Below are 22,808 nucleotides of genomic sequence, written 5' to 3'. Positions count from 1 at the left end.
CATGGCAAACATCAAGAAGGGTGACCTCGTGCAGGTCATCACCGGGGCGACCCAGGCCCGCGGCGGCGACCGCGGCAAGCAGGGCAAGGTCCTCGAGGTCCTCGTCGAGCGCAACCGCGTCGTGGTCGAGGGCATCAACCTCGTCACGAAGCACGTGCGCGTCGGCCAGACGCAGCGCGGCACCAAGACCGGTGGCATCGAGACGCACGAGGCCCCCCTCCACGTCTCGAACGTCGCCATCGTCGACCCCAAGACCAAGAAGCCGACCCGCGTCGGCTTCCGCGAAGAGACGGTCACGAAGAACGGCGTCACCAAGACCGTCCGCGTCCGCTACGCCAAGGCGTCGGGAGAGAACCTCTGATGACTGACACCACCACGAGCACGCCGGCCGCGCTGCCCCGCCTCAAGGCGAAGTACCGCGCCGAGATCCTGCCGCAGCTGAAGAGCGACTTCGGGTTCACGAACGTCCACCAGGTCCCCGGCCTGGTCAAGATCGTCGTGAACACCGGTGTCGGCGAGGCAGCTCGCGACAGCAAGATCATGGACGGCGCCATCAAGGACCTGACCGCCATCACGGGTCAGAAGCCGCAGGTCACCAAGGCCCGCAAGTCGATCGCGCAGTTCAAGCTGCGTGAGGGCCAGGCCATCGGCGCTCACGTCACGCTGCGTGGCGACCGTGCCTGGGAGTTCCTGGACCGTCTGCTGTCGCTGGCGCTGCCCCGCATCCGCGACTTCCGTGGTCTCAGCGACCGCCAGTTCGACGGCAACGGCAACTACACCTTCGGCCTCAACGAGCAGAGCATGTTCCACGAGATCGACCAGGACCGCATCGACCGTGTCCGTGGCTTCGACATCACCGTCGTCACCACGGCCCGTAACGACGACGAGGGCCGGGCTCTGCTCAAGGCTCTCGGCTTCCCGTTCCGCACGGCCGACCAGGCCAACTAAGATCGTCCGGTCGGCAACTCCTCATCGGAGTTGCCGACCGTTCCCCTGAGGTCACGGAGAATCGCTCCGTGACCGCCCGATCATCGAGGTCGGCACCCGGTGTACCGGATGTCGAAACCGGATGAGGAAGAGATCAACCGCATGACGATGACAGATCCGGTCGCAGACCTGCTGACCAGACTGCGCAACGCGAACTCGGCTCACCACGAGACCGTCTCGCTCCCCAGCAGCAAGCTCAAGTCCCACATCGCTGAGATCCTCAAGCGTGAGGGCTTCATCGAGTCGTGGAAGGTCGAGGACGCCCGTGTGGGCCAGACCCTCACCATCGACCTCAAGTACGGCCCCGACCGCCAGCGCTCCATCGTGGGCATCAAGCGCGTCTCCAAGCCCGGTCTCCGGGTGTACGCGAAGTCGACCGAGATCCCCCAGGTCTTCGGCGGCCTCGGCGTGGCGATCCTGTCCACCTCCTCCGGTCTGCTGACCGACCGTGAGGCCGAGAAGAAGGGCGTAGGCGGAGAAGTCCTCGCCTACGTGTGGTAACCCGCCATGTCTCGAATCGGAAGACTCCCCATCTCGATCCCTGCCGGGGTCGACGTGAAGATCGACGGCCAGGCCGTTTCGGTCAAGGGCCCGAAGGGCGAGCTCGCGCTCGTCGTCAAGAGCCCCATCGAAGCCAAGCTCGAAGAGGGCACCGTCGTCGTGACGCGTCCCGACGACGAGCGTGAGTCGCGTGCCCTGCACGGTCTGACCCGTACCCTCATCGCCAATCAGATCATCGGCGTGACCCAGGGCTACACCAAGGGCCTCGAGGTCGTCGGCACCGGTTACCGCGTGCAGGCGAAGGGCTCGAACGTCGAGTTCGCGCTCGGCTACTCGCACCCCATCACCGTCGAGCCGCCCGCGGGCATCAGCTTCACGGTCGAGGGCAACAACAAGCTCACGGTCGTCGGCATCGACAAGCAGGCCGTCGGCGAAGTCGCCGCCAACATCCGCAAGCTGCGCAAGCCCGAGCCCTACAAGGGCAAGGGTGTCCGCTACGCCGGCGAGGTCGTCCGCCGCAAGGCCGGAAAGTCAGGTAAGTAATCATGGGTCTCGGTACACGAGGAAAGTCCAAGTCGGCAGCCACCAAGCGCCGTCACACCCGCCTGCGCAAGAAGGTCGTGGGCACCGAAGAGCGCCCCCGTCTCGTCGTCACCCGCTCGGCCCGTCACGTCTTCGTGCAGGTCGTCGACGACAGCAAGGGCTTCACCGTCGCCAGCGCCTCGACCCTCGAGGCCGACATGCGCACGTTCGACGGTGACAAGACCGCTAAGTCCCGCAAGGTCGGCGCGCTCGTCGCCGAGCGTGCGAAGGCCGCGGGCATCGAGGCCGTCGTGTTCGATCGCGGCGGCAACAAGTACGCCGGACGCGTCGCGGCCATCGCCGAAGGCGCCCGAGAGGCTGGTTTGAACCTGTGAGCGACGCTACGAACACCACTCCCCCCGAGGCCCCGGCCGAGGCGACGACGGAGGCCGCGAAGGCTCCCGCCGAGGCCGTCGTCGAGCGCCCCGTCGAGACGGCTGCCGGCTCGGAGTCCAACAACCGCGAAGGCGGTCGCACCGACCGTCGCGGCGGTCAGGGCCGCGGAGACCGCAACGCCGGCGGCCGTGGCCGCGGCGACCGTGACGACAAGAGCCAGTTCCTGGAGCGCGTCGTCACCATCAACCGCGTGTCCAAGGTCGTCAAGGGCGGTCGTCGCTTCAGCTTCACGGCGCTCGTCGTCGTCGGCGACGGCAACGGACTCGTCGGCGTCGGCTACGGCAAGGCCCGCGAGGTCCCGACCGCCATCAGCAAGGGCGTCGAGGAGGCGAAGAAGAACTTCTTCCGCGTTCCCCGCATCGGCAACACCATCCCGCACCCCGTGCAGGGCGAGGCTGCTGCCGGCGTCGTGATGCTGCGTCCGGCCTCGGCCGGTACCGGTGTCATCGCCGGTGGTCCCGTCCGCGCCGTGCTCGAGTGCGCCGGCATCCACGACGTGCTCAGCAAGTCGCTCGGTTCGTCCAACACGATCAACATCGTGCACGCGACCGTCACGGCGCTGAAGCTCCTCGAGGAGCCTCGTGCCGTCGCGGCCCGTCGTGGCCTCGACATCGACCAGGTGATGCCGGCGTTCCTGCAGCGTGCAGAGGACGCAGCGCGCACCGCCGCGACCGAGAAGGCAGGTGCCTGATGGCCGCCAACCTCAAGGTGACCCAGATCAAGTCCGTAATCAGCGAGAAGCAGAACCAGCGTGACACGCTGCGGAGCCTGGGCCTCAAGCGCATCGGCCACTCGGTCGTTCGCGAGGACACCAAGCAGAACCGTGGCTACGTCAACGTGGTCGCTCACCTCGTGAAGGTCGAGGAGATTGACTAATGGCTGACGAGAAGAAGGAGCCGGCCGCGAAGGCCGCTCCCAAGAAGGCCGCCGCCCCCAAGGCGACGACCACCAAGGCTGCTGCCCCCAAGGCCGCCGCCAAGAAGCCGGCTGCCGACAAGGCTGCCGCGTCGACGGCGTCCAGCACGAAGTCGGCCCCGGCCGGCTCGTCGGACGTCGCGCGTCCGCAGGTGCTCAAGGTGCACCACCTCCGCCCGGCTCCCGGTGCCAAGAAGGCGAAGACCCGCGTCGGACGCGGTGAGGGCTCGAAGGGCAAGACGGCCGGACGTGGCACCAAGGGCCAGAAGGCCCGGTACCAGGTCAAGGTCGGCTTCGAGGGCGGCCAGATGCCGCTGCACATGCGTACTCCGAAGCTGCGCGGGTTCAAGAACCCGTTCCGCGTCGAGTACCAGGTCGTGAACCTCGAGAAGCTCGGCGAGCTCTACCCCCAGGGAGGCGACGTCACCATCGTCGACCTGGTCGCCAAGGGCGCCGTCCGCAAGAACGAGAAGGTCAAGGTCCTCGGCCAGGGCGACCTCAGCGTCGCGCTGACCGTCACGGTCGACAAGGTCTCCGGCTCTGCCGAAGAGAAGATCGTCGCCGCGGGCGGATCCGTCACCAAGTAATGCCCTGAGGGGGTGGTCCGTCAGGGCCACCCCCTTCAGTCGTCTATCCTTCACACCGGGAGGCCCACCATGTTCAGAGCTGTCGCGCGCATCATGCGCACGCCCGACCTTCGCCGCAAGATCGGGTTCACGCTCGGCATCATCGCGCTCTTCCGGCTGGGGTCCTTCATCCCTGCTCCGTTCGTGGACTACCAGAACGTGCAGCTCTGCCTCGCCGGCAGCCAGGGCACGTCGGGCCTCTACGAGCTCGTGAACCTCTTCAGCGGCGGCGCACTGCTGCAGTTGTCCGTGTTCGCGCTGGGCATCATGCCCTACATCACGTCGTCCATCATCGTGCAGCTGTTGCGCGTGGTGATCCCGCACTTCGACACCCTCTACAAGGAGGGCCAGTCCGGCCAGGCCAAGCTGACCCAGTACACGCGGTACCTCACCATCGCACTGGGCATCCTGCAGTCGACCACCCTCATCACCGTCGCCCGTTCCGGCACGCTCTTCGCGGGCTCCGGCGCCGCGGAGTGCCAGCAGCTCATCACGAACGACGCCTGGTACGCCGTGCTCCTCATGGTCATCACCATGACCGCCGGCACCGGCCTCATCATGTGGATGGGCGAGCTCATCACCGAGCGCGGCATCGGCAACGGCATGTCGCTCCTCATCTTCACGTCGATCGCGGCCCGCTTCCCCACCGCCCTGTGGAGCATCGCCCAGGCCCGTGGCTTCGAGATCTTCCTCATGGTCATCGCGGTCGGGCTGGTCATCATGGCCGCCGTCGTCTTCGTCGAGCAGTCGCAGCGACGAGTGCCCGTGCAGTACGCCAAGCGCATGGTCGGCAGGCGGACCTACGGGGGCAACAACACGTACATCCCGATCAAGGTCAACATGGCCGGCGTCGTGCCCGTCATCTTCGCCTCGTCGCTGCTGTACCTGCCGGCCCTGGTCGCCCAGTTCAACCGGCCGACCGACGGCACCGCCCCCGCGGCGTGGGTCTCGTGGGTCGAAGCGAACCTCACCTCGGGCGACAACCCGCTCTACATGGCCGTGTACTTCGCGCTCATCGTCGGGTTCACCTACTTCTACGTCGCGATCACCTTCAACCCCGAAGAGGTCGCGGACAACATGAAGAAGTACGGCGGGTTCATCCCCGGCATCCGTGCGGGCCGTCCGACGGCCGAGTACCTCGACTACGTCCTGACCCGGGTCACCCTGCCCGGCTCCCTGTACCTCGGCATCGTGGCGCTCATCCCGCTGATCGCCCTCGCCACCGTCGGCGCCAACCAGAACTTCCCCTTCGGCGGCGCGAGCATCCTGATCATCGTCGGAGTCGGCCTCGAGACGGTCAAGCAGATCGACTCGCAGCTCCAGCAGCGGCACTACGAGGGGCTCCTCCGATGACCAGTGCACAGTCGATCCCGGCACCGCGCCTCCTGATCGTCGGTCCGCCCGGCGCGGGCAAGGGCACCCAGGCGGTGCGCATCGCCGAGTCGTTCGGCATCCCCGCGATCTCGACGGGCGACATCTTCCGGGCCAACGTCGCAGGCGAGACCGATCTCGGCCTCAAGGTCAAGGCGATCCTCGACGCGGGCGACTACGTCCCGGACAGCCTGACCAACGAACTCATCAGCGACCGCCTGGCCGAGGCGGACGCCGAGCAGGGGTTCCTGCTCGACGGCTACCCGCGCACCGTGCAGCAGGTCGAGTTCCTCGACGAGTTCCTCGCGGGACGCGGCGAGGCCCTCGCCGCCGTCGTGCAGCTCGTCGCCGACCGTGACGAGATCGTCGAGCGCCTTCGCCGACGCGCTCTCGACCAGGGGCGCTCCGACGACACGGAGGAGGCGATCCGCCACCGACAGGACGTCTACCTCCGCGAGACCGCTCCTCTGATCGAGACGTACCGCGACCGCGGCCTGCTCGTCGAGGTCGACGGGCTCGGCACCATCGACGAGGTCGCCACGCGCATCGACGGCGCTCTCGTGAGCGCCGGTTTCCGGCCCACCGCCTCCGCCTCCTGAACGACGTGGCGCTCCGCAGACCCGGGATCTACAAGAGCCCCGACGAGCTCCGGCTCATGGTGCGCCCTGGCGTCCTGACTGCGGAGGCGCTGGACGCCGTCGCTGCCGTCATCCGACCCGGGGTCACCACCGGCGACCTCGACGCCGTGGCAGAGCGCACGATCCGCGAAGGCGGCGGCGTGCCCAACTTCATGCTCGTGCCGAGCTACCGGCACACGATCTGCGCTTCCGTGAACGACGAGGTCGTCCACGGGATCCCCGGTGATCGCGTGCTGCGGTCCGGCGACCTCGTCTCCGTCGACTGCGGCGCCGAGGTCGACGGCTGGAACGGCGACAGCGCCCGCACCTTCGTGCTCGACGATCCTGACCGTCCCGAGATCGTGGCCGATCGCCGGTTCCTCGCCGAGGTGACCGAGGAGGCGCTCTGGCGCGGCATCGCAGCCCTGGCCGGTGCGCGGGGCCTCAACGAGGTCGGCGACGCCGTCGAGGACCACGTGGAGTCCCGTGGGGACTTCGGCATCGTCGAGGACTACACGGGCCACGGGATCGGCAGGTCGATGCACGAGGAGCCCCCCGTCTTCAACTACCGGGTACGGGGCCGCGGTCCCGCGGTGCGCCCCGGGCTCGTCGTGGCCATTGAGCCGATGGTCACCCTCGGCCGTGCGGACACGGTCACCCGCGACGACGACTGGACGGTCGCCACCGTCGACGGCTCGGACGCGGCCCACTGGGAGCACTCGGTCGCCGTCCACGCCGGCGGCATCTGGGTGACGACCGCGCACGACGGGGGAGCGGCGGGACTGGCCGCTCTCGGGGTCGTGCCCGTCCCGATCGCCTGACCCGCTGCGGCGCGCCAGCTCCGGCGGGCGCGGCCGGGCGCGTCAGCCCCGGGACGAACCGACCGAGCAGGTGGCCTCGGCGGCGGTCTGGCCGGTGATGGTCGACGGCAGCGTGGTGGTCACCGGTGCCGGCTCGACCGGCGCTGTGGTCTCGGGCGCTGCCGGTCCGGTCGTCGCGGCCGGCGCCGGCGTCTCCGGAGCGGGCACGGCCGACTCGTCCACGGTGGATCCGCGACCCTCGGACTGGTCGCCGAGGGTGAACTTCTGGTCCGTCTGCAGGGCCGTCTCCAGCACCCCGGCGTCCGACTCGGCGGGGACCACCCGACCGGCCTGGTCGGGGTCGTCCACCACCGGGTACTGCACGAACACGATGTCGGCCGGGGTCAGGTTCCTCAGCGCGAGCGCGAGCGAGACCAACGTGTCGGGCGAGCTCAGGGACGACGAGAGCGTCATGTTGCCGAGCGCCGCCGAGGCTAGCTTGTAGAGGGTCGTCGGGCTGCCGAGGGTGCCGCCCGAGATGATCGTGCGCATCATCGACGACAGGAACACCTGCTGCGAGCTGATGCGGGCGAGGTCGCTCCCGTCGCCGACGCCGTGGCGCGTCCGGAGGAACTCGAGGGCGTCCTTGCCCTGCAGGGAGTGGGTGCCGGCCGAGAGGTCGAGCCCGGTGTCGGTGTCGCGGATCCGCTGCGTCACGCAGACGTCGACCCCGCCCAGGGCGTTCGACATCTCGATGACGCCGTCGAAGGTGATCATGCCCGCGTAGTAGACGCTGAGCCCCGTCATGCTCTCGACGGCGGCGACCGTGCAGCTGATGCCCCCGTCGCCGTAGAGGGTGTTGAACTGCTGGTACGAGGCGGCCGGATGCGCTGCCCCGTCGTCGCCGGTGCACGCGGGGCGGTCGATCATCAGGTCGCGCGGGAAGCTCACGGCCGTGAGCTGGGTCTGGTCCTCGGACAGGTGCACGAGGATGTTGACGTCGTTCCGCACCCCGTCGACCACGCCGGCGTCCACCGCGCTGCCGGGATCACGCTGATCGCTGCCGATCAGGAGGATGTTCGCGCCGCCGGGGATGGCCGAGATCTCCTTCGGGGCGGCCGTCTCGTTGTCCAGGGCGACCGACGTCACCGAGGAGGTGAGCTGCTGGGCGGTGATGGCGGCCAGGGAGGCGCCGCTCACGAGCAGCACGGCCAGTGCGCTGGCCACGAGGGTCACCAGGGCCCGGAACGGCCCTCGCGGTCGGAGGCGACCGTGACGGGCGGCGCCTCGGCGGCCGGGCGTGCGTGTCTGCTGGGGCATTCGGAGCTCCTGGTCGGCGTCTCGTCGTCGACTCGGCGTGTCGGGTCGACGGGCGGGTTGCTGAAGTGTAGCGGCATCACCTAGGATCGATCTTTGGTGTTCCCAGGCCACATCTGTATGCCCGGGGCGCCGACTGCCCGCACGACCAACACCCCCAACTCTGAGCGACTGTGAGTCCATGGCCAAAAAAGACGGTGTCATCGAAATCGAAGGAGCTGTGATCGAAGCTCTGCCCAACGCGATGTTCCGCGTCGAGCTGACCAACGGTCACAAGGTTCTCGCCCACATCTCGGGAAAGATGCGTCAGCACTACATCCGCATCCTCCCCGAAGACCGTGTGATCGTCGAGCTGAGCCCCTACGACCTGACCCGCGGCCGGATCGTCTACCGCTACAAGTAGGGCGTGCTGGAAAGGAACGGCCCCGCGCACCCGCGGGGCACGAAGCCAGCGAGATCAAGGAAACAACGATGAAGGTCAACCCCAGCGTCAAGCCCATCTGCGAGCACTGCAAGGTGATTCGCCGCAAGGGCAACGTCATGGTCATCTGCAAGAGCAACCCGCGTCACAAGCAGCGTCAGGGCTAGTCAGCGGCCACGCTCCGACCGCGACAGCGGTCAGCAGCAGCCGGGGCTCTCGAGCCCCTCAGCACCACCCCACGAGCAGCACCAGAACTCGTCGACACGTCGCCCCGCGCGGCGGCCGACGGGGGACACCCCGGGCGGAGGCCCGGGCACCGGTGCTGCGTCACACCTCCACCACTCTCTGAGGAGAAGCCACCATGGCACGTCTAGCAGGCGTTGACATCCCGCGTGACAAGCGCGTCGAAGTCGCACTGACCTACATCTACGGAGTCGGCCGCACCCGCGCGCTCAAGACTCTCGCCGAGACCGAGATCGACGGCAACATCCGCGTCAAGGACCTCACGGACGACCAGCTCGTCCTGCTCCGCGACCACATCGAGGGCAACTTCAAGGTAGAGGGAGACCTCCGCCGTGAGGTCGCCGCCGACATCCGCCGCAAGGTCGAGATCGGCAGCTACGAGGGCATCCGCCACCGCCGCGGCCTGCCTGTGCGCGGCCAGCGCACCAAGACGAACGCGCGTACCCGCAAGGGCCCGAAGCGCACCGTCGCCGGCAAGAAGAAGGCTCGCTAGGCCCCGGCTCCCGCCGTACGCCTCTAGGTTCGTAGGAGATCAAAATGGCAGCACCGAAGTCGGCCGCGCGCAAGCCCCGCCGCAAAGAGAAGAAGAACGTCGCCGTGGGCCAGGCCCACATCAAGAGCACGTTCAACAACACCATCGTGTCGATCACCGATCCCTCGGGTGCCGTGCTGAGCTGGGCTTCGTCCGGCGCCGTCGGCTTCAAGGGCTCGCGCAAGTCGACCCCGTTCGCCGCGCAGCTCGCGGCCGAGTCGGCTGCGCGTCAGGCGCAGGAGCACGGCGTCAAGAAGGTCGACGTCTTCGTCAAGGGCCCGGGCTCGGGTCGTGAGACCGCGATCCGCTCGCTCCAGGCCGCAGGCCTCGAGGTCGGCTCGATCAACGACGTCACCCCGCAGGCGCACAACGGCTGCCGCCCGCCGAAGCGTCGTCGCGTCTAACTGAGTTGCCGCCCGTCGTGCCTCCTCTTCCCCTCGTGGGGCGAGGAGGCGCGGCGGGCTCGACCGCGTCACCACCGCCTCCTGCGTTCCTCGCACGGGGCGCCCACAACTCAAGAGACCGACGGGCCAGCCACCCTGTCGTACCGCCGAGAGTCATATAGCGGACTCTCCGCCGAAAGGAACCCACAGTGCTCATTGCACAGCGCCCCACCCTCACCGAGGAGAACATCTCGGAGTTCCGCTCGCGTTTCGCGATCGAGCCCCTCGAGCCCGGCTTCGGCTACACCCTCGGCAACTCGCTGCGTCGCACGCTCCTGTCGTCGATCCCCGGCGCGGCCGTCACCAGCATCCGCATCGACGGCGTGCTGCACGAGTTCACGACCGTCCCGGGCGTGAAGGAGGACGTGACCGAGGTCATCCTCAACATCAAGCAGCTCGTCGTCTCGAGCGAGCACGACGAGCCCATCACGGCTTACCTGCGCAAGCAGGGCGCCGGCCAGGTCACGGCCGCCGACATCTCGGCTCCGGCCGGCGTCGAGATCCACAACCCCGAGCTCGTCATCGCCACGCTCAACGACAAGGCGAAGTTCGAGCTCGAGCTGACGATCGAGCGTGGCCGTGGCTACGTCTCGGCCGTGCAGAACCGCGCCGAGTTCAGCGAGGCCGGTCAGATCCCGATCGACTCGATCTACTCGCCCGTCCTCAAGGTCACGTACCGCGTCGAGGCGACTCGTGCCGGTGAGCGCACCGACTTCGACCGTCTCGTCGTCGACGTCGAGACGAAGCCGGCGATCACGCCGCGCGACGCCATCGCGTCGGCCGGTCGCACGCTGACCGAGCTGTTCGGCCTGGCACGCGAGCTCAACACCGCTGCCGAGGGCATCGAGATCGGCCCCGCGCCGGTCGACGCCGTCCTCTCCAGCGAGCTGCAGACGCCGATCGAGGATCTCGATCTGTCGGTGCGCAGCTACAACTGCCTGAAGCGCGAGGGCATCAACACGGTGTCCGAGCTCGTCGCCCTCTCGGAGACGCAGCTCATGAACATCCGCAACTTCGGTCAGAAGTCGGTCGACGAGGTGAAGGACAAGCTCGTCGAGCTGGGTCTCTCGCTCAAGGACACGGTCCCCGGGTTCGACGGAGCCCACTTCTACAGCGGCTACGACGAGGAAGAGACCAACTAGGTCTCGTCTCCCGACGCCCTCCATCTTCGACAGCTAGGAACCAACGATCATGCCCAAGCCCACCAAGGGTCCCCGCCTCGGAGGCGGCCCGGCTCACGAGCGTCTGATGCTCGCGAACCTCGCCGCATCGCTCTTCGAGCACAAGAGCATCAAGACGACCGAGACGAAGGCCAAGCGCCTCCGTCCCGTCGCCGAGCGCCTCGTCACCTTCGCGAAGCGGGGCGACCTCGCGTCGCGTCGTCGTGCGATGCAGACGCTGCGCAACAACAAGGACGCCGCGCACATCCTCTTCACCGAGATCGCGCCGCTCGTCGAGAACCGTGAGGGCGGCTACACCCGCATCACGAAGCTCGGCTTCCGCAAGGGCGACAACGCCTCGATGGTGTCGATCGAACTCGTGCTCGAGCCCGTCACCCCCAAGGTGAAGTCGTCGTCGAGCTCGAAGGCCACGCCGGCCGCCGCGCCCGTGGACGTGCCCGCCGAGGAGGCCGACGCGGCCCCCGTCGACGAGACCGAGACGGTCGAGCAGAGCGAGCCCGTCGAGGCCGAGACCGAGACGGCTGCCGCCGACGAGGTCGAGACCGACGCCGCTGCGAAGTCGGACGACAAGTAGTCACGAGCACCACCGGCAGAGGGCCCGTCACCGCGAGGTGACGGGCCCTCCGTCGTCGAGACGAGGCGAGGCGAGGCGGGGCGGGGCGGACGGCTGGCGACGGGCCTCCGGCTACGCGACGACCGTCGTGTGGGTGATCATGCCGACACGCGGCGTCCCCCGAACGGGTGTCGTTCACCTGCTCGAAACCTGTGGGCCTTCGCGGCCCCGTAGCGTGACGGTGTCCCGCCGGATCAGCGGGCCCGAACCGTCACGAAGGACGTCATGCACCCCCGACCCCGTACCGTCAGGACGGTCGCGCTCGCGACCGGTCTCGGCGTCGCTCTCGCCCTCGCGCCGCTGGTGCCCGCGACAGCCGCCTCCTCCTCGCCCTCCCTCGGCACCGCCGCCGTGGACGGCTCGGGCCTCGTCATCGACGAGGCCTACCTGAAGGGCGGCAGTGCGAACGCGCCCTTCACGAACAAGTTCGTCGAGCTGTACAACCCGACCGACGCCGCCGTCCCCCTGGCGGGCTGGTCGCTCCAGTACCGGGCGGCGACCTCGTCGGCCGTCTCAGGGGTCGGCGCCCTCGCCGGCACCGTTCCCGCGGGCGGCAGCTTCCTCGTGCAGCTCGGCAGCAACGGCACGGCCGGGGCGTCGCTGCCCGCGGCCGACGCCGTGCTCGGGCTGAACCCCAGCGGCACGACGGGCACCCTCGTGCTCGCCGACCAGCCCACGGCGGTGACGCTCCCCGTCGGCGCGTCGTCCGTCGGAGTCGACGGCGTCGTCGACCTGCTGGGCTACGGCACGTCCAACACCTCCGAGACGGCCGTCGCCGCGACGTCGGGCTCGAACTCCGTGCCGAACTCGCTCGTGCGCACCGACCACGTCGACACCGACGACAACTCGGCCGACTTCACGGTCAGCGACGTCGTCACGCCGGTGAACAGCGCAGGAGGCGCCCCCGCCGACCCCGAGGAGCCCACCGAACCCGAGCCCACCGAGCCGCCCGCGCCCGCGGTCGACGCGACCATCGCCGAGATCCAGGGCACGGGCGACGCCAGCCCCTTCGCCGGGCAGGTCGTCCGGACGCGCGGCGTCGTCACGGCGACCTACCCGACGGGCGGCCTCGACGGCTACGTCGTGCAGACGCCGGGCACCGGAGGTGCGCTCGACCTCGCGACGCACGCCGCGTCCGACGCGGTCTTCGTCTACAGCTCAGCCACCGCCTCCTCGGTCTTCGTGGGCGACCACGTCGAGCTCACCGGCGAGGTCACCGAGTACTTCGGCCTGACCGAGCTCACGGTCGCCGACGCCTCAGGCCTCGTGCGGCTCGACGCGAGCACCGTCGAGGCACCGCTGGCGGCGACCGTCGCCTGGCCCACGACGGACCTCGAGCGCGAGTCGCTCGAGAGCATGCTCATCGCGCCGCAGGGCGACTTCACGGTCTCCGACGTCTACACGACGAACCAGTACGGCGAGGTCGCGCTGGCGGCAGGCACCGGCCCGCTCCTGCAGCCGACCGAGGTGGGCCGTCCCGGCAGCGCCGAGGCGGCAGCCGTCGCCGCGGACAACGCCGCCCGCGCCGTCACGCTCGACGACGGCTCGAGCGTGAACTTCTTCACCGCGGCCAACCAGTCGATCCCGTTGCCGTGGCTCTCGCCCGAGACCCCCGTCACGGTCGGTGCCCCGGTCGACTTCTCCCAGCCCGTCGTGGTCGACTTCCGCAACGGCACCTGGAAGCTCCAGCCCACGGGCCGCGTGACCGGCGACACCCCCGCCGCCGAGCTGCCGGCCTCGTTCGGCGTCGTGCGCGAGTCGACCCCCGTCGACGTCGGCGGCGACGTGTCGATCGCCAGCTTCAACGTGCTGAACTACTTCCCGACCACGGGCGACCAGCTCTCCGGCTGCACCTACTACCGGGATCGCGCGGGAGAGCCGCTGACCGTGAACAGCGGCTGCGACGCCCGCGGCGCCGCCACGCAGGTCAGCTTCGAGCGTCAGCAGTCGAAGATCGTCGCGGCGATCAACGGCCTCGACGCCGACGTCGTCTCGCTCGAGGAGATCGAGAACTCGGCCCGCTTCGGGCAGGACCGCGACGCGGCCGTGTCGACCCTGGTCGACGCCCTCAACGCCGACCTCGGCGCCGACGAGTGGAGCTACGTCCCCTCGCCCGCGACGGTGCCGTCGAACGAGGACGTCATCCGCCTCGCCTTCATCTACAAGGCCGGCACGATCGAGACGGTCGGCGGGTCGACGATCCTCACCGACGCCCCGGCCTTCAGCAACGCGCGTCAGCCGCTCGCCCAGGCGTTCCGCCCGGTCGCCGCGGCCGACTCCGACGACGCCACGTTCGTCGCGATCGCGAACCACTTCAAGTCGAAGGGGAGCGGATCGGGTGCCGACGCCGACCTCGGCGACGGCCAGGGCGCCTCCAACGCCTCGCGCGTCAACCAGGCGGAGGCGCTCGTCGCCTTCTCGGACCGCGTGCAGGCGGCTTCGGGCACGGACCTGGCGTTCCTGCTCGGCGACTTCAACGCCTACTCGCAGGAGGACCCGATCGAGGTGCTGCGCGACGCGGGCTACGCCGACCTCGGCTCGACCGAGACCGACGAGTACAGCTACGTCTTCGGCGGCCTCAGCGGCTCGCTCGACCACGTGCTCGCGTCGCCGGCCGCCGCCGAGGCCGTCACCGCGGTGGACATCTGGAACATCAACTCGGGAGAGTCGGTGGGGCTCGAGTACAGCCGCTACAACTACAACGTCGTCCCGCTGTTCGAGGAGGGGCCGTTCCGTGCGAGCGACCACGACCCCGTCCACGTCGGCCTCTCCCTCGTCGCCGACGAGGACCCGACCGACCCGACCGACCCGACGGACCCGACGGACCCGACGGACCCGGGCACGGGCCCCACGGACCCGACCGATCCCGGGCACGGCGGGGGCGCGCACCCGCTGCCGCCCGTGGTGCAGGTCATCGTCGCCGTCGTCACCGCCGTGGTGTCGTGGCTGACGAAGCTGTTCGGGTGGCGCTGGCGCTGAGCCGCTGAGTCGCTGAGCCGCTGAGTCGCTGAGCCGCTGAGTCGCTGAGCCGCTGATCCAGCTGGCCCGTGCGGGGCGGCTGCGCGAGGAGGCCCGAGGGGCGGACGGGCACGAGCCCGTCCGCCCCTCGCGTCGCCCGTAGCATGGACGGCGTGACGAGCGACGCCCCTCCTGCAGCCCCGGCCGTCGACGACCCGGCCTTCGTGCCGGCGGGCCTGACCCGGGTGCGGCTGACCGTGGCCTACGACGGCACCTCGTTCTCGGGCTGGAGCGAGCAGCCCGGCCGCCGGACGGTGCAGGGCGAGATGGAGGCGGCGCTCCGCACGCTCTTCGGCCGGCACGAGCACGTCCCGACCGTCACGGTCGCCGGCCGCACGGACGCCGGCGTGCACGCGCGCGGCCAAGTGGTGCACCTCGACCTCACGGACGAGCAGATCGCCCAGCTGCAGCGGCCGCACCGCGGCATGGTCGACCGGTCGCCCCTCGACGCGCCGACCGTCCTCGCCCGGCGCCTGAACGGGCTGGCCGGCTCCTCGGACGAGATCGTCGTCTCGGGGGCGCGGCTCGCGCCTCCCGGGTTCCACGCGCGCTTCGGCGCGCTGTGGCGGCGCTACGAGTACCGCATCGCCGACCGCGGGGCCGAGCGCGACCCGACGAGGCGCAGCCACACGCTCTGGTACGACCACCTCCTCGACCTCGACCTGATGAGCGCGACGGCCGCGGGCCTCGTCGGGCTGCACGACTGGGCCGCCTACTGCCGCCACCGCGACTTCGCGACCACCATCCGCGAGCTCCAGCACTTCACCTGGAGGCGCGACGCCGACGGCGTGCTCGTCGCGACCGTGCAGGCCGACGCCTTCTGCCACAACCTCGTGCGCAACCTCGTCGGCGCCTGCGTCGCGGTGGGGGAGGGCGCGATGCCCGAGCACCGGGCCGTCGGCGTGCGCCGCGAGGCCGCGCGCAACGGCGAGTTCCGCGTGGTCCCGGCGACGGGCCTGACCATGGTCGAGGTGGGCTACCCGCCCGACGACGAGGTCGCGGCGCGCGTCGTGCTCACGCAGGTGAAGAGGTCGGCCGCTAGCCTCGACGGATGAGCGCTCCCCGCCCCGCTGCCCCGTCCGACGTCCCCGAGCTGCTGCGCCTGATCGTCGAGCTCGCGGTCTACGAGAAGGAGCCGGACGCCGTGAGGACGACCGAGGCCGACCTCGAGCGCGCGCTCTTCGGCGAGGCGCCCGCCGTCTTCGCCTTCGTGGTCGACGGTGACGAGCCGGGCGAGCTGGCGGGCCTCGCGATCTGGTTCCTCACCTTCTCGACCTGGGAGGGCGTCCACGGCATCCACCTCGAAGACCTGTACGTCGCGCCGCAGCACCGGGGCGCCGGCCACGGCCGGGCCCTGCTGGCGCGGCTGGCGCAGGAGGCGGTGGCCAGGGGACTCGCCAGGGTCGAGTGGGCGGTCCTCGACTGGAACGAGCCCTCGATCGGCTTCTACCGGTCGCTCGGCGCCTCGTCGATGGACGAGTGGACCACCTTCCGGCTCGACGGCGGTGCGCTCACCGCCCTCGGCGCCTCCTGACCGACGGCTGACGGGGGAGGGCCTGGTCGTCCGCCGGCGACCGTTTGACGCCTCCGGGCGTGTCGGGTATCGTCGACCCTTGGTGTCTGCGCAACTGCGCGCGACGCCCGAAGTTGAGCCCTCCACCTGACTCGTTCTCGCGACATCGTCGCGACAACGGCAACGGAGCGGGATTCACGGACACCTCACCTCGACCAGGAAGCAGCACTACTGTGACGCGCACTTTCTCCCCCAAGCCGGCTGACGTCCAGCCGCAGTGGCTGATCATCGACGCGAACGACGTCGTCCTCGGCCGTCTGGCCTCGCACGTGGCAGCCCTGCTGCGCGGCAAGCACAAGGCGACCTTCGCCCCCCACATGGACATGGGCGACTTCGTCATCGTCATCAACGCCGACAAAGTGGCCCTCACCGGCTCCAAGCTGGCCGAGAAGCTCTACTACCGCCACTCGGGCTACCCGGGCGGCCTGACGGCGACGACCTACTCCGAGATGGTCGAGAAGCACCCGACGCGTGCCGTCGAGAAGGCCATCCGCGGCATGCTGCCGAAGAACTCGCTGGGCCGTGCCCAGATCAAGAAGCTGAAGGTGTACGCGGGTGCCGAGCACCCCCACGCTGCTCAGCAGCCCACGGTTTACACCCTCGACCAGGTCGCCCAGTAGCGTCCGCCTTCAGACTTAAGGACCCCCACACAGTGGCTCAGATCGCAGATTCCATCGACCAGGCTCCCGAGAGCTTCACCACCGAGAGCTCGGCTCCCGAGGCCCAGGCGACGCCCCGCGCCGTCCTGAACGTCTCCGGCTCGGCCGTCGGCCGCCGCAAGGAGGCCATCGCCCGCGCGCGCCTCGTGCCCGGCACCGGCACCTTCGTGGTAAACGGCCGCACCCTCGAGGAGTACTTCCCGAACAAGCTGCACCAGCAGCTGATCAACGACCCGTTCAAGGTGCTCGACCTGCTCGGCGCCTACGACGTGACCGTCAAGGTCACCGGCGGCGGCCCCTCGGGCCAGGCGGGCGCCCTGCGTCTCGCCATCGCCCGCACGCTGAACGAGATCGACCGCGAGAACAACCGCGCCACGCTCAAGAAGGCCGGCTTCCTCACGCGCGACGCCCGCGTCATCGAGCGCAAGAAGGCCGGTCTGAAGAAGGCCCGCAAGGCCTCGCAGTTCTCGAAGCGCTAAGAACACACGAAGGCAGGCCCGCGATGTCGCGACTCTTCGGTACCGACGGTGTTCGGGGCCTCGCCAACCGTGAGCTGACCGCCGCGCTCGCCCTGGGCCTCGCCCAGGCGAGCGCGGTGGTGCTCACGAAGGGGCACCACGCGGAGGCGCGTCGTGCCGAGGGCCGGCGGCCGGTGGCCGTCGTCGCCCGCGACCCCCGCATCTCGGGGGAGTTCATCACCGCCGCCGTCTCGGCGGGCCTGGCCAGCTCCGGCGTCGACGTGCTCGACGCCGGGGTCATCCCGACCCCCGCGGCGGCGTTCCTCGTCGACGACATCGGCGCCGACTTCGGCGTCATGATCAGCGCCTCGCACAACCCCGCGCCCGACAACGGGATCAAGTTCTTCGCGTTCGGCGGCACGAAGCTGCCCGACGAGGTCGAGGACCGCATCGAGGCCGCGATGAGCGAGCCGCAGCTGATGCCCGTCGGGGGCGACGTCGGTCGCATCCGGCGGTTCGCCGACGCTGAGGACCGCTACGTCCTCCACCTCCTCGGCGCCCTGCCGAACCGGCTCGACGGCATCCACGTCGTGCTCGACTGCGCCCACGGCGCGGCGTCGGCCGTGTCGCCCGAGGTCTTCACCGACGCCGGCGCGACCATCACCCTGATCGGGGCCGACCCCGACGGCATGAACATCAACGACGGCGTCGGCTCGACCCACCTCGACAACTTGGCCGCCGCCGTGCTCGAGCACGGCGCCGACGTCGGCATCGCCCACGACGGCGACTCGGACCGCTGTCTCGCGGTCGACGCCACCGGCGCGGTCGTCGACGGCGACCAGATCATGGCGATCATCGCCGTCGCCCAGAAAGAACACGGCAAGCTGGCGAAGGACACGCTCGTCGCCACGGTCATGAGCAACCTCGGGCTCATCCGGGCCATGGCCGACCACGGCATCACCGTCCGCCAGACCCGCGTCGGCGACCGCTACGTGCTCGAGGACATGAACGAGCACGGCTTCACGCTCGGAGGCGAGCAGTCCGGCCACATCGTCTTCAGCGACTACGCGACGACCGGCGACGGCATCCTCACCGGCTTGTCCCTCGTGGCGCGCATGGCCGAGACCGGCAAGACCCTCGCCGAGCTGGCCCAGGTCATGACGGTGTTCCCCCAGATCCTGATCAACGTGAAGGGCGTCGACCGCGAGCGCCTGGCGGGCGACGAAGGCGTCGCCGAGGCCGTCGCCGCCTTCGAGCGCGAGCTCGGCGACTCGGGTCGCGTGCTGCTCCGCCCGTCGGGCACGGAGCCCGTCGTCCGGGTCATGGTCGAGGCCGCCGACCAGGAGACCGCCGACCGCGTCGCGCACGCGCTCGCCGACGTCGTGCGCGAGCGCCTCGCCCTGTAGCGATCCGCTGCGTCGAGGGAGCGACCGGGCCCACGTCTCGAGCGTGTCGAGGTCCTGACCGAGTCGCGGTCCCATCGTGCCTGCGGTGCGGGCACGATGGGCACATGACCCTCTTCGTGCCGGCTGTCGTCTTCGCCGTCCTCTACGTCGTGAGCCGGCGCCGCGATGCTCGTCGGCTCCGTAACGGGGTGTTCCTGGTGGGCGCACTGGGCTCGCTGTTGCTCGCGGGGGTGCTCGAGCTCGCCGCGGCCAGCGCGCTCCTCCAGCTCCTCGTCTTCGCCGGGGCCGGGCTCGCCGGCGTGCTGGTGCTGGTGCTCGCCGGGTTCCTGGTCGGCAACGGCGTCACGATGTCCCGCCGGGAGGGACGCAGCCTCGGGAACCTGCTGTCGCTCCTCGCCGGGCTCGCCCTCCTGGTGCTGCCCCCGGCCTCCGTGGCGCTGATCTTCGTCCCGGCCGGCACCGAGCTGCCCTCGGGCGTCGTCACCATGTCGATCGCGCTCGGAGTGCTGATCGTGTTCGCCTGCCTCTACGCCGCGGCCACCTTCGCCGCCTTCGGCCTCTACTCGATCGTGTACAGCCGGTACCGCCACACCGACAGTCCCGACGCGCTGGTCGTGCTCGGCTCGGGGCTCGTCCGCGGCGAGGTGCCCCCGCTCCTCCGCAGCAGGCTGGACAAGGCCCTCGCGATCTACCGTGCCGTCCCCGAGGGCGCGGCGCGGCCGCTGCTCGTGCCGTCGGGAGGTCAGGGCGCCGACGAGCCGCGGCCCGAGGGCACGGCCATGGCCGAGTACCTGCTGGCACACGGGGCCGACCCGGCCGACGTGCACCCCGAGACCGCCTCGACGAGCACCCGCGAGAACCTCGTGCTCTCCCGCGAGGTGCAGCGGGCGGCTGGTCTGGAGGGCAGCACGCTCGTCGTCACCAACGACTACCACGTGCTCCGCGCGGCCCTGCTGGCACGGGCTGTCGGCAGCGACGCGCAGGTGGTCGGGTCCCCGACCGCGGCGTACTACGTGCCGAGCGCGTTCCTCAGGGAGTACGTCGCCATCATGGTCGAGCACCGGCGGCTGAACGGCGTGGCCGTCGCGTCGATCGCGGTGTTCGTCGCCCTGTTGGCCGTGGCGTCGTTCCTGCCGGTGTGACGACCGGCGGCGGCCCAGGGTGTCGGCCCGCGCCTCCTCGGGCCTAGATCTTGCGGAGCAGGACCGAGCTGACCTTGTGGTCGGCGGCCTTGCGCAGCACCAGGGTGGCGCGTGACCGCGTCGGGAGGACGTTCTCGATCAGGTTCGGCTCGTTCACCGAGCGCCACACGGTCGAGGCGAAGGCCCGGGCCTCGGGCTCGTCCATGTCGGCGAAGCGGTGGAAGAACGAGCGCTCCTGCGTGAAGGCGCTCTTCTGCAGCGCGAGGAACCGGTCGACGAACCAGCTCTCGATGTCGCTCGTGCGGGCGTCGACGTAGACGGTGAAGTCGAAGAGGTCGCTCAGCGCGAGCCGCCCCGCGACGGGGGGCTGCAGCACGTTGAGGCCCTCGACGATCAGGATGTCGGGACGCCGGACGACCACCTCGGCCCCCGGCATGATGTCGTAGCTCGTGTGCGAGTAGAAGGGCGCCCGCACCTCCTCCGCGCCGCTCTTCACCTGGGAGACGAAGCGCAGCAGGTGCCGGCGGTCGTACGACTCCGGGAACCCCTTGCGGTCCATGATGCCGCGGCGCTCGAGCTCGGCGTTCGGGTAGAGGAACCCGTCGGTGGTGACCAGCTCGACGCGGGGCGTGTCGTCCCAGCGGCTGAGCAGCTCGCGCAGGAGGCGCGCGACGGTCGACTTGCCGACGGCCACCGAGCCCGCGACGCCGATCACGAACGGGGTGCGCTGCGCCCGCTCGCCCAGGAAGTCGCTGGTGGCCCGGTGCAGGTTGCGCGCGCCGGCGGCGTAGAGGTTGAGGAGGCGGCTGAGCGGCACGTAGACGTCCTGCACCTCGCGCATGTCCAGCCGGTCGCCGAGGCCGCGGAGCTGGACGATCTCCGTCTCGGTCAGCGGGAGGCGCGTCGCCGGGGCGAGGTCGGCCCACGCGTCGCGGTGGATCTCGACGAACGGCGTCGCGTGGGTCGTCGGGGAGCTCGCGTCGGCCATGGCCCGAGGCTACCCGGTCGGCCGCTCGGCGCACCCGGGCGTGCCGCGGGGCCGGCCGGGCCGCCTCGCGAGGGCTCGTCGGGCGTCTCCCCGGGCTCCGCCGGGCCACGCCCGGGGGCCTCGCCGACCGACCGGCGCCGACGCCCTAGGATCGTCTGCATGTGTGGAATCGTGGGATACGTGGGCTCTGCCGGAGCCGGTGAGAAGAGCGTCGAGGTGCTGCTCGGCGGCCTGAAGCGGCTCGAGTACCGCGGCTACGACTCGGCCGGGGTCGCCGTCATCGGCGCGGACGGTGCGCTCGACAGCCGCAAGAAGGCCGGCAAGCTCCAGGTGCTGGTCGACGACCTCGAGGCCGACCCCCTGCGCGACGGCCAGACCGGCATCGGCCACACCCGCTGGGCGACGCACGGCGGACCGACCGACGAGAACGCGCACCCGCACCTCGCCGACGACGGCAAGCTGGCCCTCATCCACAACGGCATCATCGAGAACTTCTCCGAGCTCAAGGCCGAGCTGCTCGCCGAAGGCGTCGAATTCCTCAGCGAGACCGACTCCGAGGTCGCGGCGCACCTCGTGGCCCGGGCCTACCGTGCCACCGGCGATCTCGCCGAGGCGCTGCGCACCGTCGTCGCCACCCTCGACGGCGCCTTCACCCTCCTCGTCGTGCACGCGGACCAGCCCGGGGTCGTCGTCGGCGCCCGCCGCAACTCGCCGCTCGTGATCGGGCTCGGCGACGGCGAGAACTTCCTCGGCAGCGACGTCGCGGCGTTCGTCGCGCACACCCGCCGTGCCATGTCGATCGGCCAGGACCAGCTGGTCACCATCCGCCCCGACTCGGTCGAGGTCGTCGACTTCGACGGCGCCCCCGTCGAGACGAGCGAGTTCGAGATCGACTGGGACGCCTCGGCCGCCGACAAGGGCGGCTGGTCCAGCTTCATGGCGAAGGAGATCAGCGAGGAGCCCGAGGCCGTCGCGAAGACCCTGCTCGGCCGCGTGTCGGGCGGCGTCGTCTCGCTCCGCGAGCTGGACGCCGTCGCCGACCGCCTCGCGACGGTGGACCGCGTCATCGTCATCGCCTGCGGCACCGCCGCCTACGCCGGCATCCTCGGCAAGTACGCCATCGAGCAGTGGGCCCGCGTGCCCGTCGAGGTCGAGCTCGCCCACGAGTTCCGCTACCGCGACCCCGTGCTCGACGAGAAGACGCTGGTCGTCTCGATCAGCCAGTCCGGCGAGACCATGGACACGCTCATGGCCGTCAAGTACGCCCGTGAGCAGGGCGCGCAGGTCCTGTCGATCTGCAACACGCAGGGCTCGACCATCCCGCGCGAGTCCGACGCGGTCATCTACACGCACGCCGGCCCCGAGGTCGCCGTCGCGTCGACCAAGGCGTTCGTCGCGCAGGGCACGGCCTTGTTCCTGCTCGGGCTGCACCTCGCGAAGCTGCGCGGCACGCTCAGCACCGACGAGATCGCCGCGCAGGTCACGGACCTGCAGGCCATCCCGGAGAAGATCGAGCGCGTGCTCGAGTCGTCCGAGCGCATCCGCACCCTGGCGGGCTGGATGGCCGACACGCGGTCGGTGCTGTTCCTCGGCCGCCACGTGGGCTACCCGATCGCCCTCGAGGGCGCCCTCAAGCTCAAGGAGCTCGCGTACATCCACGCCGAGGGCTTCGCCGCCGGCGAGCTGAAGCACGGCCCGATCGCGCTGATCGAGCCCGGCCAGATCGTCTTCGTGATCGTGCCGTCGCCCCGCGACCCGCGCTCGCTGCACCCGAAGGTCGTCTCGAACATCCAGGAGATCCGCGCCCGAGGTGCTCGCGTCATCGCGATCGCCGAGGAGGGCGACGCCGCGGTGCTGCCGTTCGCCGACGAGGTGCTGCACATCCCGCTGGCCGCGCCGCTCTTCGAGTCGCTGCTCGCCGTCGTGCCGCTGCACGTCTTCGGGATGGAGCTCGCCGCGGCCAAGGGCCTCGACGTCGACCAGCCGCGCAACCTCGCCAAGTCGGTCACCGTCGAGTAG

Annotated in this window: 27 protein-coding genes; 25 read left to right on the top strand and 2 right to left on the bottom strand. The window is 70.2% G+C overall.

Features of this window, described 5'->3' with window-relative positions:
- The first annotated feature begins 1 nt into the window (after window position 1).
- From rplX to map, 11 genes are all read left to right on the top strand, one after another.
- A complete protein-coding gene (gene rplX, locus ACZZ97_RS12475) occupies window positions 2-361 on the top strand; it encodes a 50S ribosomal protein L24 (RefSeq protein WP_123547694.1) in 360 nt (119 codons plus the stop codon).
- Entirely contained in the window at window positions 361-948 is a 588-nt protein-coding gene (gene rplE, locus ACZZ97_RS12470) for a 50S ribosomal protein L5 (RefSeq protein WP_123547695.1), read from the top strand. The genes rplX and rplE overlap by 1 nt, the downstream gene beginning before the upstream one ends.
- Window positions 949-1,089: 141 nt before the next feature.
- A complete protein-coding gene (gene rpsH, locus ACZZ97_RS12465; protein ID WP_123547696.1) occupies window positions 1,090-1,488 on the top strand; it encodes a 30S ribosomal protein S8 in 399 nt (132 codons plus the stop codon).
- A 6-nt stretch (window positions 1,489-1,494) separates the two neighbouring features.
- Window positions 1,495-2,031, top strand: coding sequence for a 50S ribosomal protein L6 (rplF, locus tag ACZZ97_RS12460; protein ID WP_123547697.1), 537 nt, complete (start codon window positions 1,495-1,497; stop codon window positions 2,029-2,031).
- Between the two features lie 2 nt (window positions 2,032-2,033).
- Entirely contained in the window at window positions 2,034-2,405 is a 372-nt protein-coding gene (rplR, locus tag ACZZ97_RS12455) for a 50S ribosomal protein L18 (RefSeq protein WP_123355181.1), read from the top strand.
- The gene (gene rpsE, locus ACZZ97_RS12450) at window positions 2,402-3,157 is read left to right on the top strand and encodes a 30S ribosomal protein S5 (RefSeq protein ID WP_123547698.1); all 756 of its coding nucleotides are present in this window, start codon (window positions 2,402-2,404) and stop codon (window positions 3,155-3,157) included. Before rplR ends, rpsE begins: the two co-directional genes overlap by 4 nt.
- The gene (gene rpmD / locus ACZZ97_RS12445; protein ID WP_123547699.1) at window positions 3,157-3,342 is read left to right on the top strand and encodes a 50S ribosomal protein L30; all 186 of its coding nucleotides are present in this window, start codon (window positions 3,157-3,159) and stop codon (window positions 3,340-3,342) included. The genes rpsE and rpmD overlap by 1 nt, the downstream gene beginning before the upstream one ends.
- Entirely contained in the window at window positions 3,342-3,968 is a 627-nt protein-coding gene (gene rplO / locus ACZZ97_RS12440) for a 50S ribosomal protein L15 (RefSeq protein ID WP_314101673.1), read from the top strand. The genes rpmD and rplO overlap by 1 nt, the downstream gene beginning before the upstream one ends.
- Before the next feature lie 69 nt (window positions 3,969-4,037).
- On the top strand, window positions 4,038-5,360 hold the full coding sequence (gene secY, locus ACZZ97_RS12435) for a preprotein translocase subunit SecY (RefSeq protein WP_123547701.1): 1,323 nt from the start codon (window positions 4,038-4,040) through the stop codon (window positions 5,358-5,360).
- Window positions 5,357-5,977: an adenylate kinase gene (locus ACZZ97_RS12430; RefSeq protein ID WP_314101671.1), complete on the top strand. Its 621-nt coding sequence runs from the start codon at window positions 5,357-5,359 to the stop codon at window positions 5,975-5,977. The genes secY and ACZZ97_RS12430 overlap by 4 nt, the downstream gene beginning before the upstream one ends.
- Window positions 5,978-5,982: 5 nt before the next feature.
- A complete protein-coding gene (gene map, locus ACZZ97_RS12425; protein ID WP_463473354.1) occupies window positions 5,983-6,816 on the top strand; it encodes a type I methionyl aminopeptidase in 834 nt (277 codons plus the stop codon).
- A 42-nt stretch (window positions 6,817-6,858) separates the two neighbouring features.
- On the opposite strand, the gene ACZZ97_RS12420 is transcribed toward map, so the two are convergent.
- Window positions 6,859-8,115, bottom strand: a complete 1,257-nt coding sequence (locus tag ACZZ97_RS12420; protein WP_463473353.1) for an LCP family protein — start codon at window positions 8,113-8,115, stop codon at window positions 6,859-6,861.
- Between the two features lie 178 nt (window positions 8,116-8,293).
- On the opposite strand from ACZZ97_RS12420, the gene infA reads away from it, so the two are divergent.
- The 13 genes from infA (at window position 8,294) to ACZZ97_RS12355 (ending at window position 19,801) form a co-directional block, all read left to right on the top strand.
- The gene (gene infA / locus ACZZ97_RS12415; RefSeq protein ID WP_055857193.1) at window positions 8,294-8,515 is read left to right on the top strand and encodes a translation initiation factor IF-1; all 222 of its coding nucleotides are present in this window, start codon (window positions 8,294-8,296) and stop codon (window positions 8,513-8,515) included.
- A 68-nt stretch (window positions 8,516-8,583) separates the two neighbouring features.
- Window positions 8,584-8,700, top strand: coding sequence for a 50S ribosomal protein L36 (gene rpmJ, locus ACZZ97_RS12410; RefSeq protein ID WP_043593327.1), 117 nt, complete (start codon window positions 8,584-8,586; stop codon window positions 8,698-8,700).
- Between the two features lie 194 nt (window positions 8,701-8,894).
- Window positions 8,895-9,269, top strand: a complete 375-nt coding sequence (gene rpsM, locus ACZZ97_RS12405) for a 30S ribosomal protein S13 (RefSeq protein ID WP_056057338.1) — start codon at window positions 8,895-8,897, stop codon at window positions 9,267-9,269.
- Window positions 9,270-9,313: 44 nt separating this feature from the next.
- Window positions 9,314-9,712 (top strand): 30S ribosomal protein S11, encoded by a 399-nt coding sequence (gene rpsK, locus ACZZ97_RS12400; protein ID WP_055799944.1) that lies wholly within the window; start codon window positions 9,314-9,316, stop codon window positions 9,710-9,712.
- Window positions 9,713-9,900: 188 nt separating this feature from the next.
- Window positions 9,901-10,893, top strand: a complete 993-nt coding sequence (locus ACZZ97_RS12395; RefSeq protein WP_123547705.1) for a DNA-directed RNA polymerase subunit alpha — start codon at window positions 9,901-9,903, stop codon at window positions 10,891-10,893.
- A 49-nt stretch (window positions 10,894-10,942) separates the two neighbouring features.
- Window positions 10,943-11,506: a 50S ribosomal protein L17 gene (rplQ, locus tag ACZZ97_RS12390; RefSeq protein ID WP_314101656.1), complete on the top strand. Its 564-nt coding sequence runs from the start codon at window positions 10,943-10,945 to the stop codon at window positions 11,504-11,506.
- Between the two features lie 264 nt (window positions 11,507-11,770).
- On the top strand, window positions 11,771-14,524 hold the full coding sequence (locus ACZZ97_RS12385) for an ExeM/NucH family extracellular endonuclease (protein ID WP_463473352.1): 2,754 nt from the start codon (window positions 11,771-11,773) through the stop codon (window positions 14,522-14,524).
- Between the two features lie 143 nt (window positions 14,525-14,667).
- Window positions 14,668-15,618: a tRNA pseudouridine synthase A gene (locus tag ACZZ97_RS12380; RefSeq protein WP_463473351.1), complete on the top strand. Its 951-nt coding sequence runs from the start codon at window positions 14,668-14,670 to the stop codon at window positions 15,616-15,618.
- A complete protein-coding gene (locus ACZZ97_RS12375) occupies window positions 15,615-16,097 on the top strand; it encodes a GNAT family N-acetyltransferase (protein ID WP_463473350.1) in 483 nt (160 codons plus the stop codon). The genes ACZZ97_RS12380 and ACZZ97_RS12375 overlap by 4 nt, the downstream gene beginning before the upstream one ends.
- Before the next feature lie 212 nt (window positions 16,098-16,309).
- On the top strand, window positions 16,310-16,756 hold the full coding sequence (rplM, locus tag ACZZ97_RS12370; RefSeq protein ID WP_146902850.1) for a 50S ribosomal protein L13: 447 nt from the start codon (window positions 16,310-16,312) through the stop codon (window positions 16,754-16,756).
- A 32-nt stretch (window positions 16,757-16,788) separates the two neighbouring features.
- Window positions 16,789-17,274 (top strand): 30S ribosomal protein S9, encoded by a 486-nt coding sequence (rpsI, locus tag ACZZ97_RS12365; protein WP_123547710.1) that lies wholly within the window; start codon window positions 16,789-16,791, stop codon window positions 17,272-17,274.
- Between the two features lie 23 nt (window positions 17,275-17,297).
- Window positions 17,298-18,659 carry a phosphoglucosamine mutase gene (gene glmM / locus ACZZ97_RS12360; RefSeq protein ID WP_314102610.1) on the top strand — a complete coding sequence of 454 codons (1,362 nt, stop codon included), beginning with the start codon at window positions 17,298-17,300 and terminating at the stop codon, window positions 18,657-18,659.
- 104 nt (window positions 18,660-18,763) lie between these two features.
- Window positions 18,764-19,801, top strand: a complete 1,038-nt coding sequence (locus ACZZ97_RS12355) for a YdcF family protein (RefSeq protein WP_463473349.1) — start codon at window positions 18,764-18,766, stop codon at window positions 19,799-19,801.
- Between the two features lie 43 nt (window positions 19,802-19,844).
- On the opposite strand, the gene coaA is transcribed toward ACZZ97_RS12355, so the two are convergent.
- Window positions 19,845-20,789, bottom strand: a complete 945-nt coding sequence (gene coaA, locus ACZZ97_RS12350; protein WP_314102607.1) for a type I pantothenate kinase — start codon at window positions 20,787-20,789, stop codon at window positions 19,845-19,847.
- A 159-nt stretch (window positions 20,790-20,948) separates the two neighbouring features.
- Between coaA and glmS the strand changes: the two genes are divergently transcribed.
- Entirely contained in the window at window positions 20,949-22,808 is a 1,860-nt protein-coding gene (glmS, locus tag ACZZ97_RS12345; protein WP_463473348.1) for a glutamine--fructose-6-phosphate transaminase (isomerizing), read from the top strand.

Source organism: Frigoribacterium sp. AC512, from assembly GCF_979258295.1.
The sequence above is the reverse complement of the archived record's forward strand: the minus strand, read 5'-3'. Positions and strand labels throughout refer to the sequence as shown.